Consider the following 15,433-nt stretch of genomic DNA (forward strand, 5'->3'; position numbering starts at 1 on the left):
GACGAGCAAAACTGGCGAATGATGCCAACAGTATTTTATTGAGGCTGGAGTAGAAACGCTAGATAGGCTACATGATTGCAGGGTAAAAACATAAGCACTGTTCCCGCACTTTTGAAATCGACTGCATTGTTACACCGAAGTGAGCGAGAATGATTTTGTTTGAACGAAGACTAGCCAAAAGCTAATTAGAGTGAGAAAAAATCATTCGCAGCCGCTTTCTGTGTGCAATGAAGTATTGATTAAAGTGTTGGAGCAGTACTAACATATAACGGCAAACGCCCCGATCCTTTTTGGAGATCGGAGCGTTGAAACCGTACTTCTGTTGAACAAGCTCAGGCGGCGACCTTCACCCGGCCACGAATGAGCTTCTTGATGGACTTGGCGGACTTGCGACGAGCCGCATCGTTGTGCACCACCACCTCCAGGGCATCGGTGAACGCCAGTAGCTGCAGCGAAAGATCGCTATAGCCTTCGTCGAAAGGTTCCCACGAGACAGCCTGGCGAAGTTCGTTGAACACCTGGGACGTTCTGAACTCCGGGAAGTCGCGGATCAGGGTAACCAACCCACTGGCCGCACACATCTGGCGCTCAGCCAGGTAGGCGCTAATGACCAGGCCGATGTCTTCATCTGCCACAACTCCGTGCCTGCTGTGCTGCTTGGCAAACTGCCCGGCATTGCACAGTGGGTTGAAGATAGCGGCGCCTACAAGGCTGCGAACCGCCGCACTTGCATCTGACGTGCCCTCAGCTTCGAGCAGACGATCGAAGAGTTCGTCGACATGCACCTGAACAGCTCGTGCCAGCAGGATCATGTCGGCGGCAGAACCGGCGGCCTTTTCGTTGAACTCCCATTGGGCGTCGAACCGCCGGATGGCCGCCGACCACCGCCATCGCATTGCGCTCGGGTTGTCGCGCGGTGGCTTGTGCCGATCGCGCAGGGCTGCGGAAGCACCGACCTTTGCCGATGCTTGCAGCAAGCGCTCACGAATAGCCGGCGCATAGCGTAGCGACATCCCGGCCAGTACGGCAAGCATGTCGGCGCGCTTGGCCACGTCGTCTTTGACGGCATACCAGTTAACGCCCAGGAGCTCGCTGTAACTACGCAAGATCTCGGCGTCGCCGCTGAGCTCAGACGACCGCTTTCGAATACTTTCGTCGGCGTTTTCGGCACCACGCAGCCAGGCGTCGAAGGTGGTGGGGTGGAACCCGGCCTCTTTCCAGACCTCGTTGTGGCGCATATAGATGATCTGGCCGATCCGGTACTGATAATCCGGATTAGTGGCGGCCACGATCACATTCGCCTTGGTGTTGCGCCACCTGTCACGCGGTTCTTTCTGGTACTGCAGTGTGCGGTAGGTGAACTTGCCGTGTCCCAGCTTGCGCCAGGGGAGACTGTTGTCGGAGTGTTTACGCACACTCCACTTAAATAGAGCCATGTCTCCTCCCGGAGCTAGTTGTGATTTGTACGGTTTAGCGCAAGTATTTTAACATAACTCCACCTTGACTTCAAGGGCCCCATATCTGTATAATCGGTGGGTATTACGCCATTCCGGAGTAGCTCTTCGCTGTACAGCGAAGGTAGAGCAATTTCAGAATAAGCAGTTTATCCGGAGTAGCTCAATGGTAGAGCAATTCGCTGTTAACGAAAAGGTTGCCGGTTCGAATCCGGCCTCCGGAGCCATGAAAAGCGCCCGAGTTTTGCCTCGGGCTTTTTTCATGATGTTCTGAAGTGTCAGAATCGAACCGTAGGTTCGGCGTAGCGATAAAGCGCACAGAAGCTTGCTTCGAGCACTTTTGAGCGGAGAAGTCCGCTGTACAGCGGACGCTATCCGGCCTCCGGAGCCAAAGTACTTATGCTTAAAGAAGCCGTCAGGGCTTCTTTTTGATATGATGTAGGACATGAGTAATGAAGATGTAAGTAAACCTAAAGATTCTGATTCTAGTTTTAATTCAGAATTAACCGATAGCCTTGCTAAAATTCGCGCGACAAATAATGAGATAGAAAAGCAAGGTAATGGATTTGAATTACAATCTCCTCAGGAATTTCGTGATGACTTTTCGGCTTTGGCACAATATGCCACCGATTTTGTTGGTATAGAAACAATGCAGTTTGAAGTTACCCAAGCCACTATACCCATTTTTAATGCCCTAAAAGCGGCAAAAGTTAATGGTGCAAAAACTCGTTTTGTTTATGACCGTGTAGCTCGAGAACATGTTCGCAGTGGCAATGACCAAGCTTGGAGTAAATATGGGAAAACAGTATACAAAGGTAATAAATCAGAGCTACAACAAGCTATTAATTCTCGAGAACAACAAATAGCCGAGTTAGAAGAACTTGGAATAACACACTCCTCTTTTAGAGACCGTGGTGAAAATGAAAGAGGTAGCCATAACCATATCAAGCTAGCGATTGTTGATGATGTGGCTTGGTTTGGGACAATGAATTTGCGACAAGTAGATTTTGAGATGAGCAACTTTATGATAAAAGTTACTAACCCTAAATTAGTTGAGGTGTTAAAAGAAATTTTCTTAAAAACTGAGCCGTCATCGGCAATTGCAGATGAAGTTTTTGTAGGTGAAGAGCATGGATTGTATAAAGATACACAACTACTAGTTGATGGTGGAGAAAAAGGTGAATCAGTAATTTATGACAAGGCTTTAGAAATGGCTAAAAGCCTGGGACCAGAAGATGAGTTTATAATGATAAACCAGTGGCCGCCAGCTAAGACGATGTTTGGTGAGATTGCAGATGTCCTACAAGAAAAGATAGAGGCTGGTAGTACCGGTTTGTTTTTACTAAGCCCAAAAGAATATTATCACCCTCTTTCTAAAAAGCTTGGGACAGCTTTTCAAGTATGGCTAAATCAAGAGTCAAAAAAATCTCCAAACTTTAACTTTAAAAATTTAGTACGACCGACTCATGCTAAGGCTTTTGTTATTAAACGAGCAGATGGTGATATAGAAGTATTGTTTGGGTCTCATAACTTTGCCGAACGGACTGTAAACAACGGTACAAAAGAATTGGCAATGTGGAGCAAAGACCCTGAAATAGTTGGACAGATTATGGCTTTTCTTGAAAAAGTGCAGGCTGAGAAATAGTGGTTCTAACTTCCTTCACCACCCGGAGCCAAAGTACTTATGTTTAAGACCCGATTGGGTCTTTTGTTATAATTGACTGAATGTTGACTAACACACCAGGCACTGATTGTTTTTATCGGGTTTCTATTAAGGCCCTGATTTTGAATGAAAAAAATCAGGTACTGCTTATGAAAGAGAAAGATAAGGGATGGGATTTGCCGGGCGGAGGCTTAGAATGGGACGAAAGCCCTACAGTTGCTTTGGGGCGTGAAATAGAAGAAGAGATAGGTTGCAAGAGTAAGATAAGCAGTCATCCATGGGTGGTGGTGCCATGGACCAATGTAGATACAGATTATCATTTGTTGAGTATTATTTATTTTGCAAAAATTAACCCAAACGGGGTAAAACCAAACGGTAAAACAACCGATGTTAAATTTTTTGATATCGATGAGTATGTAGAAATTTTGAATCTTGAAGAAGAAGAGATGTGGCAGACGAATATTGACTACATTTCTGCAGTGAAATCATTACCGTCCGTAAGACAGGTTGATTAAATAGGTATTCAATATTAGAAGTAAGCTTTGTTATACTTGAATTATGCCAGAAGAGCTAAAAAATAACACCGAAGCATCTAAGGGCCAACCAAGTCAGCTTGGTAAGGAGTTGAGTGACATTGTGGATGGAAACAATAAAGTTAGAGAGGCTGAGACACAAATCATTATCTCTGGTACTCAAGCATATCAAACTGCCGAGAAAGGTAGACCCGAGCTAGAAGACCCAGCAACAGGTATCGTTGAACTGCATTATACTAACAGTTCAGGTTCAGAGATAACACTAATTGGCACACATCATGTTAGTGATATGGCTGACCCGGAAGTACAATATCTTGGTGACAAGCTACAGTCTATTTCAGACAAGTCTTCAAAAGTACTTATACTCGAAAGTCAGTACGGAGAAGAAGGAGGCATTCCAGATAATCCGGAAGATGCTTTTGGAGAATTTGCATACATGGCGGCTGTTGGGAAGCAAGCAGGGATTGAAGTTATTCCGGGCGAGCCAGACCCTCATGATACCGCTAAAAAAATACTTGTTGAACGCCCAGGCATTACAAGAGATGAGGTAGCCTTACATTATGGCCTGAAAACATTGGTAGGTGTTTTTCGGGATTCTCCTACAGCCTCGCTTGATGCGGTTGCTCCGTACTTACACCATAGCGTTGGCGTAGCAGGCGACAAGTCAGAGGGAGGTTGGGTTGAAAAAAGCACGACACGAGATGAAGTTGTTAGGATGTCTGAACAGGAAAAGGCGATAATTGTAAAAGAGATGCCTGCAATCGTAGATAAGCTTAACGCCGAATTTGAAAAAATTAAGCCAGGTGAAAGGCTATTGCAACTTGAGCCAGATGGGAAGCTAACTTTATTATATGACCTGAACAAACCCCCTGTACTATGGGACCCTTCCCCTGAACAATCTGGAGGCCAGCCTAATGTGATAACTGAGATTTCACGAATGGATATGCTAATGCGAGATAGACATACATTCGAGCTGACGGTTCACGCAATCAAACGGGGAAAAGAGCCAATTGTTGCGGTAGGAAGTTCTCATGTCAGCACATTAAAGCCTGCTTTTGACGCTGCTTATAGTTAAGTAAGCTCAGCGAAAAGCTAGTTCTAACTTCAGTTACTACACGGAGCCAAAGTACTTATGCTTAAGACCCGAGGGTTTATAATGTGAACATGAAAGCTATCGAGCACAAAGTAAAACATCAATATTAGCCTACGGATAATAGTTGTAGTCCAACAGCCTTAAGTATTCCTTTGAGCTATTACGGCAAAACATTTTCAGTTTGCTTAGCCTTCTCAAAAGACTTATTGAATTGTTTTTTATCTCCCCCCGTAATATTTATCGTTATCTTATAATGATATACTAAATTTATGGATACTAAGACCAAAAACGAGATTTTGGAAAAGGCGAAAGCTTGGATGCGAGATGAGCTTGCTGAAGCTCATAAACAAAACACACTAAAACTAAAAAATGTAGATGAGTTTAATATCAATCCCTTTTTATGGTCATACCTAGCAAATTATTTAGAGGGCAATCAAAACTACAAAAGTTTAGCTAAAGCGCTTATTTACCCGAGAGTATTAGGCAGTTCGATAAATACATCTTTTGGTTCCAGAACACAGGAATTAATTACCAGACTATTCTCTGACACTTTTGGCTCAACTACACCAGGCATTGATATTGAGTTTATAGATAAAATTGATAAAAGAAAGAAATACTGTCAGGTTAAAGCCGGCCCAAATGTTATAAATCACGATGATGTAACTACAATTAAAGAACACTTTCAGGCACTTACTAATCTAGCCCGGACAAATCATTTATCAATACAGCATAACGACCTTTATGTATGTTTATTATATGGCGAAGAAGCAGAAAAAAGCCAGTTCTTTAGGAAGCTAGAAAAAGACTATACGGTAGTTATGGGGAAAGATTTTTGGCATCGATTTACTGGAGATGAAGACTTTTACGCAGACTTGATAAAAGCATTTGGTGAAGTGGCAAACGAAATTGATATGAAAGAACTAGTTGATAATGTTGTTAATGATTTAGCAAAAGACATTCAATCAAAATATTCAGATATGTTCGGAAGAAGTTCGCAGTAACCCTTGCATAATGTTTGTACTCTCAGTAATATGGAGAGTATGAGTGCCTTGCTTACAATTTCAGACGCAGCAATTAAAGTTGGGGTTTCAACTGATACTATCCGACGCTGGGAAAAGAAGGGTTTAATCAAGTCACAACGCTCTGAAAGCAACTATCGTCTTTTTGAACTACCAGAGATACAAAATCTGTACAAGAAAATATCTGGTGACCATTCTATTAATCTATATAAGATACTACGCTCTAGTAAGAGAACGAATTACACAGTTATAGACTTATTTTCTGGTGCTGGCGGCACTGCACTGGGCTTAGATAACGCCGGCTTAAATCATATTCTACTAAATGAGTTTGATAAAAGCGCAGCCGAAACTCTAACTACCAATCGTAAGGATTGGGATATTATCTGTGATGATATAAAGAACATAAACTTTCATAAATACAAGGGAAGCGCAGATATTGTAGAGGGCGGGTTTCCTTGCCAAGCCTTCAGCTATGCTGGTAGAAAGATGGGCTTTGAAGATGCTCGAGGTACCCTGTTCTACGAATTTGCTAGAGTTGTAAAGGAAGTTCAGCCTAAGATCGCTATCGGTGAGAATGTTAAGGGCTTACTACGTCATAACAACGGAGAAACGCTTAAGGCAATGCTAGAAGTTTTATCAGAGATAGGTTATAGAGCTGAGTACAAAGTATTACGCTCCCAGTACCTGGATGTGCCACAAAAGCGAGAAAGACTAGTGATAATAGCTGTACGGGATGATTTAGACCTACCTATTATTTACCCAGAAGAGAAAAACTATACAATTTCTATTCATGAAGCAATTGGTGATAAGCCTGAAGCACCAGGACAAAGCTATGCTCAAAGAAAGAAAGAAATAATGAAACTAGTTCCTGAAGGTGGTTATTGGCGTGATTTACCGGATGATGTTCAGATTGAATATATGAAGGCAAGCTATGGGCAAACGGGCGGGAAGACAGGAATGGCACGACGACTTTCTTGGCACGAACCCAGCTTAACCTTAACCTGTACTCCTGCTCAAAAGCAAACGGAAAGATGCCATCCGGAGGAAACAAGACCTTTAAATGTAAGAGAATATGCCAGAATACAGACCTTCCCAGATAGCTGGAAGTTTTCGGGTTCAGTTTCTGCTCAATACAAGCAAATTGGAAATGCGGTGCCAGTAAACCTTGGTTATCATATTGGTACATCTGTTATTAATATTCTAAATGGCAATGCTAATTAGGGTGATTAGAATATGGAAGACTTTGGCAAACAATGGAAATGTTGCGTAGTTGGAACGGAGAATCAAATGATTTAATTCTTGGAATACTTACTCAGTTTGGACTTAGAGTTAAAAACATTAATCTTACAAAGTATGAATCACTAAGCCCAGATTGTTTTATTTGGTATTTTACAGTCGGAGATGGTAGACTGGCCTATTGCCTATATGTAGAGGATTTTATTGATTCTCTTGATCATGTAAAAAAGCAAATAAATCGCTACCGTCCTGAGTGGGAAGGAGATAGCACTTATTTACTGCAAAAAGTACTCAAGCCTCAGGAATGGAATAAGGCTAGCCCAGTCGTCGCGGCCACTTGCTATCAGAAACCAAAGAATAGCCATGAAATGATGAAATATGCAGCTACATCGGCATTTGATTTTGTTTTTTTAGCAAAAAGCCAATAAAGTTTTAACTTTCGATTACATATGAATTATCCAAGGGTCTTTTTTGATATAATCTGATGACATGAAAAAGTTTACAAAAATGCAAGGTCTTGGAAATGACTTTATTGTCTTCAAGGGCCCTATAAAACTTAATGGCCAAGTGATTAAGAAGCTTTGTGATAGAAAGGATGGTATTGGGGCAGACGGCGTGATAGAGGTGCTTCCTATAAAAGATAATCAGGTCGGCATGAATTACTGGAATGCGGATGGTTCTCTTGCCGAAAGATGTGGTAACGGTTTAAGGTGTACGGCTAGATTTGCTGTTGATAATAAGTTAGTAAACTCTGGCACATTTACTATTCAGTCGGGCAAAGAAAGTCTAAAAGTAAACTGGGATGGCACTAACCCAAACCGGGTTGAGGTACAAGTGGGTATCGCAGAGCTAGCCGACAAGCCATTAGAGCTTTTTGGTACTAAGTTCTACATTGCAAATATTGGCAACCCACATGCTATTACATTTGTTGAAAATATAGAAACTGCTCCAGTAAAGAGTTTGGGGTCAAAAGTTGAAACAGACAATCATTTCTCAAGTAGGACAAATGTCGATTTTGTACAGGTAATAACACCAAGCAAACTTCGTGTGCGTGTTTGGGAACGAGGTGATGGCGAAACATTAGCTTGCGGTACAGGGATGGCAGTATGCTCTATTGCAGCAGTAAGGTTAAAGGGTGCTAAATTCCCTATCAACGTTGAAGTAAAGGGCGGAACAGCAAAAGTGTGGCAGGACGACGAGGGTTATCTTCGAATGACAGGACCAGCACAAATAGTATCTACAGATGAAACTGAATAAACTAAACTAGTTCTAACTTCCTCCACCATCCGGAGCCATGAAAAGCCCCGAGCATGTCTTGGGCTTTTTTCATGATGTAGCGAAGTTTGGTGTGCAAGGATTATCCTTGTAGATAGTTAGTTTTAGATCGTTTATTGAGTATACCCTGCACCGATTTGCTTACTGGCTTATCGGAGCGGTGAATACAGCCAATCCAGCAGCACGGCCGGCGCTTGCCTTGCAAAAGCTCCTCAACCACACGCCTCACGTGTTCATCTCTAGTTTTTTGTTGCTTAACACTAATTGCCCAACAAATCCACTCATTGCGTGCCAGCGGGGTAAGGCCTTGCCACTTTGCAAGTGCGCTTGGGTTAGCAGTAAGAGCCTTTTTTAGGTCGGGCACCATTTTATGCACGGTGCCGCCAGATATCTCTTGTTTTGTCATAGGCTTATCTTACCCCAGCCAATACATTTCTATCAAGAAATCTTGCCATAAGGTGTATAATAAGCCCATGCAAAAAATAGCTACACGAGTATTTGTAGGTGCCTCAATATTGTTTGGTGTTTTTGGAGTTCTGTTTGTTATTACTGCGCCAGGTCGCGGGGGAGACAACTCAAGCCTAAACACAACCCTAATGAAACTCCTGTTTGCGACAGGCTTTGTGGTTCTGTCATCATTTGCGTTGAGCGTGGCCGGCAAATACCTAAACAGCAAGTAACATTAAGCTTTTTGCTGTAAGGCCTGTTAAGCAAATCGACGGCTACTGGGTCGAATTAGCAGCCGACAAAAAGTTGTCCTAAAGCGTGTTGTAGAACTTAGAAAAGTGGCTACCAGTAAATAATAACTACTTTTTTTGCAAATCACAGATTTATAAAAAGCCCTTAGCAACTTCGTAAGCTAGTACTTATAACCGTTTGCAAAGAACAGAAAGTAGACAACGGCATATACAACTCCACCAATAATTAAATACAGTAGAATCCACTGCCAGAGCGGCCGCTTTCCATAATAACTTTTGCTGGGTTTTTTGTTTGGTTGTTTTGCGGGGGTCGCCATAGAAGTTCTCCTTATGTTATCACTATAGCACCAAAAGTATTTTATGTGACTATGTTCACGAGCCATGGGTATGTTTGTTTTGTTATACTAAGCTTAATAAACAAGGATGTTGTCCATGACAAAAATTACTCCGTTTTTATGGTTTAACAATAATGCCGAAGAGGCAATAAAGTTTTACGCTTCTGTATTTAAGAATTCAAAAATTGTTAGTATTGATCGCTATCCAAATGAAGAGGACCTAGAAGGACCCATGAAAGGCTTTGGCGGCAAAGTACTCAATGGCGAGTTCGAGCTGGACGGCCAAAAGTTTATGGCTATAGATGGTGGTCCGGTTTGGGAATTTTCGGGTGCTACATCGTTTGTTGTAAACTGCAAGGATCAACAGGAGGTTGATTATTATTGGGGCAAACTCTCGGCAGTACCAGAGGCCGAGCGGTGCGGTTGGTGCAAAGACAAGTTTGGTGTAACCTGGCAAATAATACCTAAGCAACTCGGCGAGCTTATGAGTGACTCAGATTCCGAAAAAGTTAAACGTGTAACCCGTGCCATGCTGCAAATGAAAAAGATTGTCGTGGCCGATCTAGAAAGCGCCTACAAGGAAAAGTAGTTACTTCTTGGGGGTAGGGCCAAAAAACTCCATGCCCTTGCTCTTAGCTAAGGTTGCTTTGAGCTGTTTTTGATGTGTAAGCATGTAAGCTAAGCTAACTAGGCGTCGACTCAGTGACGCACCGTTATTTTTGATAGCGGCCATTAGTTTGGCATCATTTCCGAAACCCATAATATGAAAAACAGTCGGCCAAGGGTCGGCGTATTGAACCGATTCGGCAAAGCCACGACCAATATCTTTGCCTTCGGGGCTTTTTACATAGACGGCCCCTTCGTTGTATTGGGAGCCGTTGGCAAAAAAGTTAGTTTGGCTAGACGGCACGATTTGCTCCAAGTGGAACTCGCGAATATCCTTGGGCATGGTTTCGTTAAAAGAAAAGTGCCAACTATTGGGGTGCCAGGTGTGGGTAACTGGGTAAATTTGAGGGTTAGGTGATCCCTCGCTCCTTATCCACCTATCTACTACCAGCGTTCCCCAGGTATTGTAGAGCTTTTTGTGTTCGTCCATGTATTTGCCGCCAACCTCGACGGTCATTTTGCCCGGTGGCACAGCGCCGGTTTGAAAATAAAAAGGCATGTATTTTTTGCCGTGCGAGGCAAACATAGTGATTTGACGATTGCCCTCGAATTGAGCCATAAACCAATCCCAGCCAGCTGGTGCTGGTTTGTTAATATTGCTAGCTGCTCGCAATACGGGCGAGGTTGAGTTGCCGCCCAAGAAACCCCACTGATGATCGAACCAAAAGCTGCCATTTTTGAGCTTTATAGTTTTACCACCGTAATTTATGGTGCTGCCAGATTTGAGAACGATATTAGGGATAGAGTAATACAGCGTTCCCATGCCAGCTATACTGGGCATTGCACCATTATCACCTTGCAGTAGATACTCTTTACCGCTCGTAAAAGTTAGATCGGCCGCAAGTGGGAAAGGTTCGCTTTTACCACGGTCGATGCCGCGAGCTGTAACATTAAGCGGCCAAAAACTGCTCTTATGCTCGGCTGAAATTTTATTCTTGCCGAAAGTATAGGTGAATGGCTCTGGCTTAAAGCTAATTAATCCAGTAGTGCCAGCCACCACTACTGGATCGGCCTGATGATGTCTCTCGCCAGCTCTGCTTATGCCAAGTTGGAGTTCAACTATTTGGTTTTCAATATCGGTCAAGCCATGTTTTTTAGCTAGCTCTGGTGGCAGCATGGCAACCCTAAAGAACATAATTTCTATACCATATTCTTGGCCGTCTTCATCCCAGGCGCTACCAACAAAGAAGTGCCAACCAACTTGGCTGCGTAGTTTGGGCTCGTGGTCGCGCGGAAACTTTAAGTCGGCAGTCTCTGGAATTTGGTCGTAGCCCTGAACGGCATTATTGCCCAAAAGTTTTTGGCAGGCCGCGTAGGCCTGTTGAGTATTTAAGTCTTTAATAGTTTCTTTTAGTAATGAATATCTTTTGTGGTAGCTGGGGTTAAAGCTTTGTGGGTGACGGTCGAGCCAGTCTAAGTAATCACGAACCCGCTCGCCGATCGCATGGTTTGAATTCTTATTACTGTTGCAAGCTTCTGCAGTATCGTCTGACAGTTTACTTTCATCATAGCTTTCTAGCCACAAGGCATCGGCAATATTCTTCTGAGTGTTATTATCCATAACCAGTATTGTAGCTTGTAAATCTTTACCTTGTCTATTAAATCGGACTTGTGGTAAATAATTTCCACCTTGTAGACACAGCCTTACAAATTCCAAATCCCACCAAAGAGCTTAAGGCTGCAAATAAATATAGATTGGGTGGGAACAAGAATATCATTATTAGGATTGTCACAAAAGGCCGACGTAGGAGTACCGCCAAGGCTGCACTCATGCCGGAGCTAACACCAACCATAGGGGTAACCGATCTAAAGACATGGCTGGTGGCCAGCCCGATAGCGGCACCAATAAACATAACCGGGAAAAACTTACCACCCTTCCAGCCCGCAGCCAACAAAAGTGTAGCCGCCAAGATCTTGCCAAACGAAAGTAGTGCCAGGCTAACGCCGGTGTAGCTTGAGTTGTTGCTCAATATATCTTGAATTCCTTCGTGACCAGAGAATAGAATTAATGAAGACCCAAGGGCCAGTATGCCCAAACCTAAGCCACCAGCCATAGCCAGCACAATCTGGTGTTTCTCAAAAGGCCTTAGGATTTTACCAAGGGCTTTCTCAAGACCAATAAAAGCCAGCCCAAATATAGCTGCAGCGATGGCTGGCAAAGCAAAATACACTAGATCGTACATCTGAAATTTATAGGCCAAAAAGTTGTAGCTAAAGTAGCCGCCACTGCTGAAATTACGATATAACCACCAACCGGCCAGGCCGGCCAATATACCCGGCAAGGTGATCCAAATAAAGTGTCGCTTGCGATCACTAAACTCCTCGCTATACGACAGTGCAGCCACGCCGGGCGGCGAACCAAACAGTGCACCGAGCGCGCTTGTTGATCCCATGTAGGCTAGAGCTCTCGCATTTAAAGCGGTGAGTTTTATTTTTTGGCTAATCCAGCTACTAATGCCACCCACAACCGTAACCAATGCCGCCTCTGGCCCCAAACTAGCACCAAAACCCAATGAGGCAAAACTGGCTAACACAGATTGTGGCAGGTGCTTGTAGTCGAACTTGCCATCGGTCTTGAAAGCCGTGAAAGATTCTTCCATCGACCTAGGCCAATTGCCAAAGTACTTATCACAAAGGCCAACAAATACTCCACCGGTAACGCAAACAACAATCGTGTATAGGCCAATGTTTGATACACGTAGCTGTGCTGGCAGTGTTTGCCACAGTAGCTGTTCAAAGCTTCTGAGTAAGAATATAAATACAAGCGTAACAAGTCCGCCACCCAAACCCAGGAGTATTGCCAAGCACAGTACTAGAAAAAATCGCCGTCCAGCAATAAACCGCTTTAAATTTTCAAGATTGGCTTGTCCTGCGCTACCGTTCATATATACATAATACTTCCATGATAGAATATAAACAAAGCAATTATTTTAATCTACAAAAATCATGAATGTAATCGAGACTAGTAAGCTTACTAAATATTACGGCAAGGATAGGGGTATTATTGATTTGGATTTGCAGGTTCAAGAGGGCGAGATCTTTGGCTTTATTGGCCCCAACGGTGCTGGCAAGTCCACTACCATTCGCACACTACTTTCGATAATTCATCCGACATCTGGGTCAGCTACTATTTTTGGTGAAGATGTTACCAAGTATGGCCCAGACATACGGCAGGAGGTGGGCTATCTGCCATCGGAAGTCTTTTACTACGATAGTATGAAGGCCATAGACCTATTGCGCTATTCAGCTAGCTTTTATGATCGACCCAAAGCCCAAACCGATGCCCGGATCAAAAAACTAGCCGAGATTTTAAATCTTGATCTCAATAAAAAGATCGAGGACCTATCGTTTGGTAACAAAAAGAAGGTTGGAATTATCCAAGGGCTTTTACATGAACCAAGATTGATAATTCTAGACGAGCCTACCAGCGGCCTAGATCCACTGATTCAGCAGAAGTTTTTTAATCTTGTAAAAGAAGAGAACCAAAGAGGTGCGAGCGTTTTATTCTCCTCTCATATATTGGGCGAAGTCCAAAGACTCTGTAGCCGGGTTGGCATTATTAAGGAAGGCAAACTTATAAAAGTCGAAAAGTTATCGGATCTTCAAAAGAACAGTACCAAACGCTTCAGACTGTCAGCACGCGATCAGTTAGACAAACAGCTGTTTTCTGCTATTAAGGGGGTGAGCGAGGTAACCCAAGCCGACAAGGAACTCAACTTTTTATATCGCGGTAATCTTCAAGATGTTACCAAGGTAATTGCAAAACTCGACCTAACCAATCTCGAAGTAAGCGAGCCCGATCTAGAAGAAATATTTTTACATTACTATAAGTAAGTGAATGAGCTGTGAATGTATTTTGGCAAGAGCTAAAGTTTTACCGCCGATCGGTTGCAATTTGGATTGTAGCGTTGGGTTCAGTGGCGACGCTTTTTATGTCCGAGTATGGGCCGGTCTCTGCGCAGGTAGATAGTTTTAGGCAGATTGTGTCGCATTATCCAAAAGCTTTATTGGCCGCTATTAACTTCCGGTTTGAGATTTTTTACTCAATTTACGGTTTTTTTGGCTACATATTAACTTTTATTTGGCTAGCGGGCTCTATTCAGGCCATGAACCTAGGCGTTTCAATCGTGTCAAAAGAGGTCACCGCAAAGACTGCCGACTTCTTGCTTTCCAAGCCAACAAGTCGGGCTCATTTGCTAAGCGAAAAGTTTGCAGCCGCCTTTTGTCTTATAGTTATTACAAATGTCTTTTTTACGGCAACTAGCTTGATTGCCGCAAAGCTTTTATCGTCAACCGGGTTTAGTATTAAGCTTTTTATTCTGCTAGCAATGAGTTTGTTTTTTATTCAGCTGTTTTTTCTGGTTCTAGGGTTCTTGTTTGGAGCTGTTTTGCCAAAAGTTAAGAGCGTGATAGCGGTGAGCTTACCAACCGTATTTGTATTCTTTGTGATTTCGTCGTTTGGTGGCTTTTTGGACAAACCCCAGTTGTATTACCTAACCCCATTTAAGTATTTTGACCCAGTGTATATATTTCAGCATGGCAACTATGAATACAAATATCTATTGTGGCTAGCGGTTTTTGTGGCTGTATGGTTAATTATTAGCTACACTATTTTTACCAAAAAGGATATAAAACAGTGAACATATTCTGGCGGGAGATGAAGTCAAACTACAAAGCCTTGTTGGGCTGGATAGTTGGTATATTGTTTCTGCAGGTTTCCGGCTACTCTAAATTCGAGGGCTTCAAATCGGCCGAAGGCACAAGTTCGCTCAACAGTGTTACCAACTCTTTCCCGAGAGCATTGCAGGTGCTATTTGGCATGAACGATCTAAACATTGGCACACTTATTGGCTACTTTGGCATTCTGTATTTATACTTCGCCCTGATAGGTGCGATATATTCTGGCTTGCTTGGTGCTGGCATAGTGTCAAAAGAGGAAAGAGACAAAACCTCGGAGTTTCTGTATACACGCCCGATCACGCGCTATAGGGCATTGTCGGCCAAGATTGTGGCCGGGCTGTGTAATGTTTTGATAATTTTCTTGGTAATTGCTGTATCTTCGGTTGTGGCTGTGGGCATGACCAATGGCGGCAATTATAACCTGACCAGTCAGATTATGAATCTTATGTGGGGCATTTTACTCATACAAATACTGTTTTTTTCGCTGGGCATTTTCTTTGCTGGAATATGCAAAAAGCCCAAACTACCAACTGTATTGGTTACGATTGCAATAGTTGCTTCATATTTATTTTCTATAGTTGCCGATCTAGCCCGCGACTTTAGTTGGCTTAGGTACTTAACACCGCTGCAGTGGTTTTCGGCTCAAAAGATTATTAATACTGGTTGGGTCGGCTTTACCTACATTATGGTTTCTGTATTTATTTCAGTTGTGCTGATTGGATTGGGTTATATTTTTTACAGTCGACGAGATTTAGCCACATAGTAATTGCTTTGGTAGATC

Annotated in this window: 16 protein-coding genes and 1 tRNA gene; 13 read left to right on the plus strand and 4 right to left on the minus strand. The window is 43.1% G+C overall.

What is annotated here, in order from left to right:
• Positions 1-332: 332 nt before the first annotated feature.
• The gene (locus HYX70_04120; protein ID MBI2798450.1) at positions 333-1,415 is read right to left on the minus strand and encodes a hypothetical protein; all 1,083 of its coding nucleotides are present in this window, start codon (positions 1,413-1,415) and stop codon (positions 333-335) included.
• A 191-nt stretch (positions 1,416-1,606) separates the two neighbouring features.
• On the opposite strand from HYX70_04120, the gene HYX70_04125 reads away from it, so the two are divergent.
• The 8 genes from HYX70_04125 to dapF all read left to right on the plus strand — a co-directional run bounded on the left by HYX70_04125 (position 1,607) and on the right by dapF (position 8,255).
• A tRNA-Asn gene (locus HYX70_04125) sits at positions 1,607-1,681 on the plus strand.
• Between the two features lie 218 nt (positions 1,682-1,899).
• Positions 1,900-3,099: a phosphatidylserine/phosphatidylglycerophosphate/cardiolipin synthase family protein gene (locus HYX70_04130; protein MBI2798451.1), complete on the plus strand. Its 1,200-nt coding sequence runs from the start codon at positions 1,900-1,902 to the stop codon at positions 3,097-3,099.
• Positions 3,100-3,179: 80 nt separating this feature from the next.
• Positions 3,180-3,632: an NUDIX domain-containing protein gene (locus tag HYX70_04135; protein ID MBI2798452.1), complete on the plus strand. Its 453-nt coding sequence runs from the start codon at positions 3,180-3,182 to the stop codon at positions 3,630-3,632.
• A 43-nt stretch (positions 3,633-3,675) separates the two neighbouring features.
• Positions 3,676-4,725 carry a hypothetical protein gene (locus HYX70_04140; GenBank protein ID MBI2798453.1) on the plus strand — a complete coding sequence of 350 codons (1,050 nt, stop codon included), beginning with the start codon at positions 3,676-3,678 and terminating at the stop codon, positions 4,723-4,725.
• Between the two features lie 287 nt (positions 4,726-5,012).
• Positions 5,013-5,744, plus strand: coding sequence for a restriction endonuclease (locus HYX70_04145; protein MBI2798454.1), 732 nt, complete (start codon positions 5,013-5,015; stop codon positions 5,742-5,744).
• A gap of 39 nt (positions 5,745-5,783) precedes the next feature.
• Complete coding sequence (dcm, locus tag HYX70_04150) at positions 5,784-6,983, plus strand: DNA (cytosine-5-)-methyltransferase (GenBank protein ID MBI2798455.1); 1,200 nt, start codon at positions 5,784-5,786, stop codon at positions 6,981-6,983.
• A gap of 32 nt (positions 6,984-7,015) precedes the next feature.
• Complete coding sequence (locus HYX70_04155) at positions 7,016-7,426, plus strand: hypothetical protein (protein ID MBI2798456.1); 411 nt, start codon at positions 7,016-7,018, stop codon at positions 7,424-7,426.
• 61 nt (positions 7,427-7,487) lie between these two features.
• Positions 7,488-8,255: a diaminopimelate epimerase gene (gene dapF, locus HYX70_04160; GenBank protein MBI2798457.1), complete on the plus strand. Its 768-nt coding sequence runs from the start codon at positions 7,488-7,490 to the stop codon at positions 8,253-8,255.
• A gap of 100 nt (positions 8,256-8,355) precedes the next feature.
• On the opposite strand, the gene HYX70_04165 is transcribed toward dapF, so the two are convergent.
• Entirely contained in the window at positions 8,356-8,679 is a 324-nt protein-coding gene (locus tag HYX70_04165; GenBank protein MBI2798458.1) for a YdeI/OmpD-associated family protein, read from the minus strand.
• Positions 8,680-8,746: 67 nt separating this feature from the next.
• Here HYX70_04165 and HYX70_04170 point away from each other — a divergent pair, with 67 nt between their 5' ends.
• Positions 8,747-8,953 (plus strand): hypothetical protein, encoded by a 207-nt coding sequence (locus HYX70_04170; GenBank protein ID MBI2798459.1) that lies wholly within the window; start codon positions 8,747-8,749, stop codon positions 8,951-8,953.
• A 450-nt stretch (positions 8,954-9,403) separates the two neighbouring features.
• Positions 9,404-9,895, plus strand: a complete 492-nt coding sequence (locus tag HYX70_04175) for a VOC family protein (GenBank protein MBI2798460.1) — start codon at positions 9,404-9,406, stop codon at positions 9,893-9,895.
• Here the strand turns inward: HYX70_04175 and HYX70_04180 are convergent, their stop codons facing one another.
• Both HYX70_04180 and HYX70_04185 read right to left on the minus strand, forming a co-directional pair.
• The gene (locus tag HYX70_04180) at positions 9,896-11,533 is read right to left on the minus strand and encodes an ATP-binding protein (protein MBI2798461.1); all 1,638 of its coding nucleotides are present in this window, start codon (positions 11,531-11,533) and stop codon (positions 9,896-9,898) included.
• Positions 11,534-11,570: 37 nt separating this feature from the next.
• The gene (locus tag HYX70_04185; GenBank protein ID MBI2798462.1) at positions 11,571-12,857 is read right to left on the minus strand and encodes a chloride channel protein; all 1,287 of its coding nucleotides are present in this window, start codon (positions 12,855-12,857) and stop codon (positions 11,571-11,573) included.
• A gap of 61 nt (positions 12,858-12,918) precedes the next feature.
• Between HYX70_04185 and HYX70_04190 the strand changes: the two genes are divergently transcribed.
• Genes HYX70_04190 through HYX70_04200 form a run of 3 tightly spaced genes read left to right on the plus strand, consistent with a single transcriptional unit; the run spans position 12,919 to position 15,415 of the window.
• Positions 12,919-13,806, plus strand: coding sequence for an ABC transporter ATP-binding protein (locus HYX70_04190; GenBank protein MBI2798463.1), 888 nt, complete (start codon positions 12,919-12,921; stop codon positions 13,804-13,806).
• A gap of 11 nt (positions 13,807-13,817) precedes the next feature.
• Positions 13,818-14,612, plus strand: coding sequence for an ABC transporter permease subunit (locus HYX70_04195; protein ID MBI2798464.1), 795 nt, complete (start codon positions 13,818-13,820; stop codon positions 14,610-14,612).
• Positions 14,609-15,415 (plus strand): ABC transporter permease subunit, encoded by an 807-nt coding sequence (locus HYX70_04200; GenBank protein MBI2798465.1) that lies wholly within the window; start codon positions 14,609-14,611, stop codon positions 15,413-15,415. The genes HYX70_04195 and HYX70_04200 overlap by 4 nt, the downstream gene beginning before the upstream one ends.
• Positions 15,416-15,433 lie beyond the last annotated feature (18 nt).

The organism is Candidatus Saccharibacteria bacterium (assembly GCA_016191105.1).
GTDB lineage: Bacteria > Patescibacteriota > Saccharimonadia > CAILAD01 > BJGX01 > JACPPH01.

What these genes read in the sequence shown, in the direction of transcription:
- HYX70_04130 (MBI2798451.1), top strand. Translation starts at nt 1,900, where the DNA reads ATGAGTAATGAAGATGTAAGTAAACCTAAAGATTCTGATTCTAGTTTT.
- HYX70_04135 (MBI2798452.1), top strand. Translation starts at nt 3,180, where the DNA reads ATGTTGACTAACACACCAGGCACTGATTGTTTTTATCGGGTTTCTATT.
- HYX70_04140 (MBI2798453.1), top strand. Translation starts at nt 3,676, where the DNA reads ATGCCAGAAGAGCTAAAAAATAACACCGAAGCATCTAAGGGCCAACCA.
- HYX70_04145 (MBI2798454.1), top strand. Translation starts at nt 5,013, where the DNA reads ATGGATACTAAGACCAAAAACGAGATTTTGGAAAAGGCGAAAGCTTGG.
- dcm (MBI2798455.1), top strand. Translation starts at nt 5,784, where the DNA reads ATGAGTGCCTTGCTTACAATTTCAGACGCAGCAATTAAAGTTGGGGTT.
- HYX70_04155 (MBI2798456.1), top strand. Translation starts at nt 7,016, where the DNA reads ATGGAAATGTTGCGTAGTTGGAACGGAGAATCAAATGATTTAATTCTT.
- dapF (MBI2798457.1), top strand. Translation starts at nt 7,488, where the DNA reads ATGAAAAAGTTTACAAAAATGCAAGGTCTTGGAAATGACTTTATTGTC.
- HYX70_04165 (MBI2798458.1), bottom strand. Translation starts at nt 8,679, where the DNA reads ATGACAAAACAAGAGATATCTGGCGGCACCGTGCATAAAATGGTGCCC.
- HYX70_04170 (MBI2798459.1), top strand. Translation starts at nt 8,747, where the DNA reads ATGCAAAAAATAGCTACACGAGTATTTGTAGGTGCCTCAATATTGTTT.
- HYX70_04175 (MBI2798460.1), top strand. Translation starts at nt 9,404, where the DNA reads ATGACAAAAATTACTCCGTTTTTATGGTTTAACAATAATGCCGAAGAG.
- HYX70_04180 (MBI2798461.1), bottom strand. Translation starts at nt 11,533, where the DNA reads ATGGATAATAACACTCAGAAGAATATTGCCGATGCCTTGTGGCTAGAA.
- HYX70_04185 (MBI2798462.1), bottom strand. Translation starts at nt 12,857, where the DNA reads ATGAACGGTAGCGCAGGACAAGCCAATCTTGAAAATTTAAAGCGGTTT.
- HYX70_04190 (MBI2798463.1), top strand. Translation starts at nt 12,919, where the DNA reads ATGAATGTAATCGAGACTAGTAAGCTTACTAAATATTACGGCAAGGAT.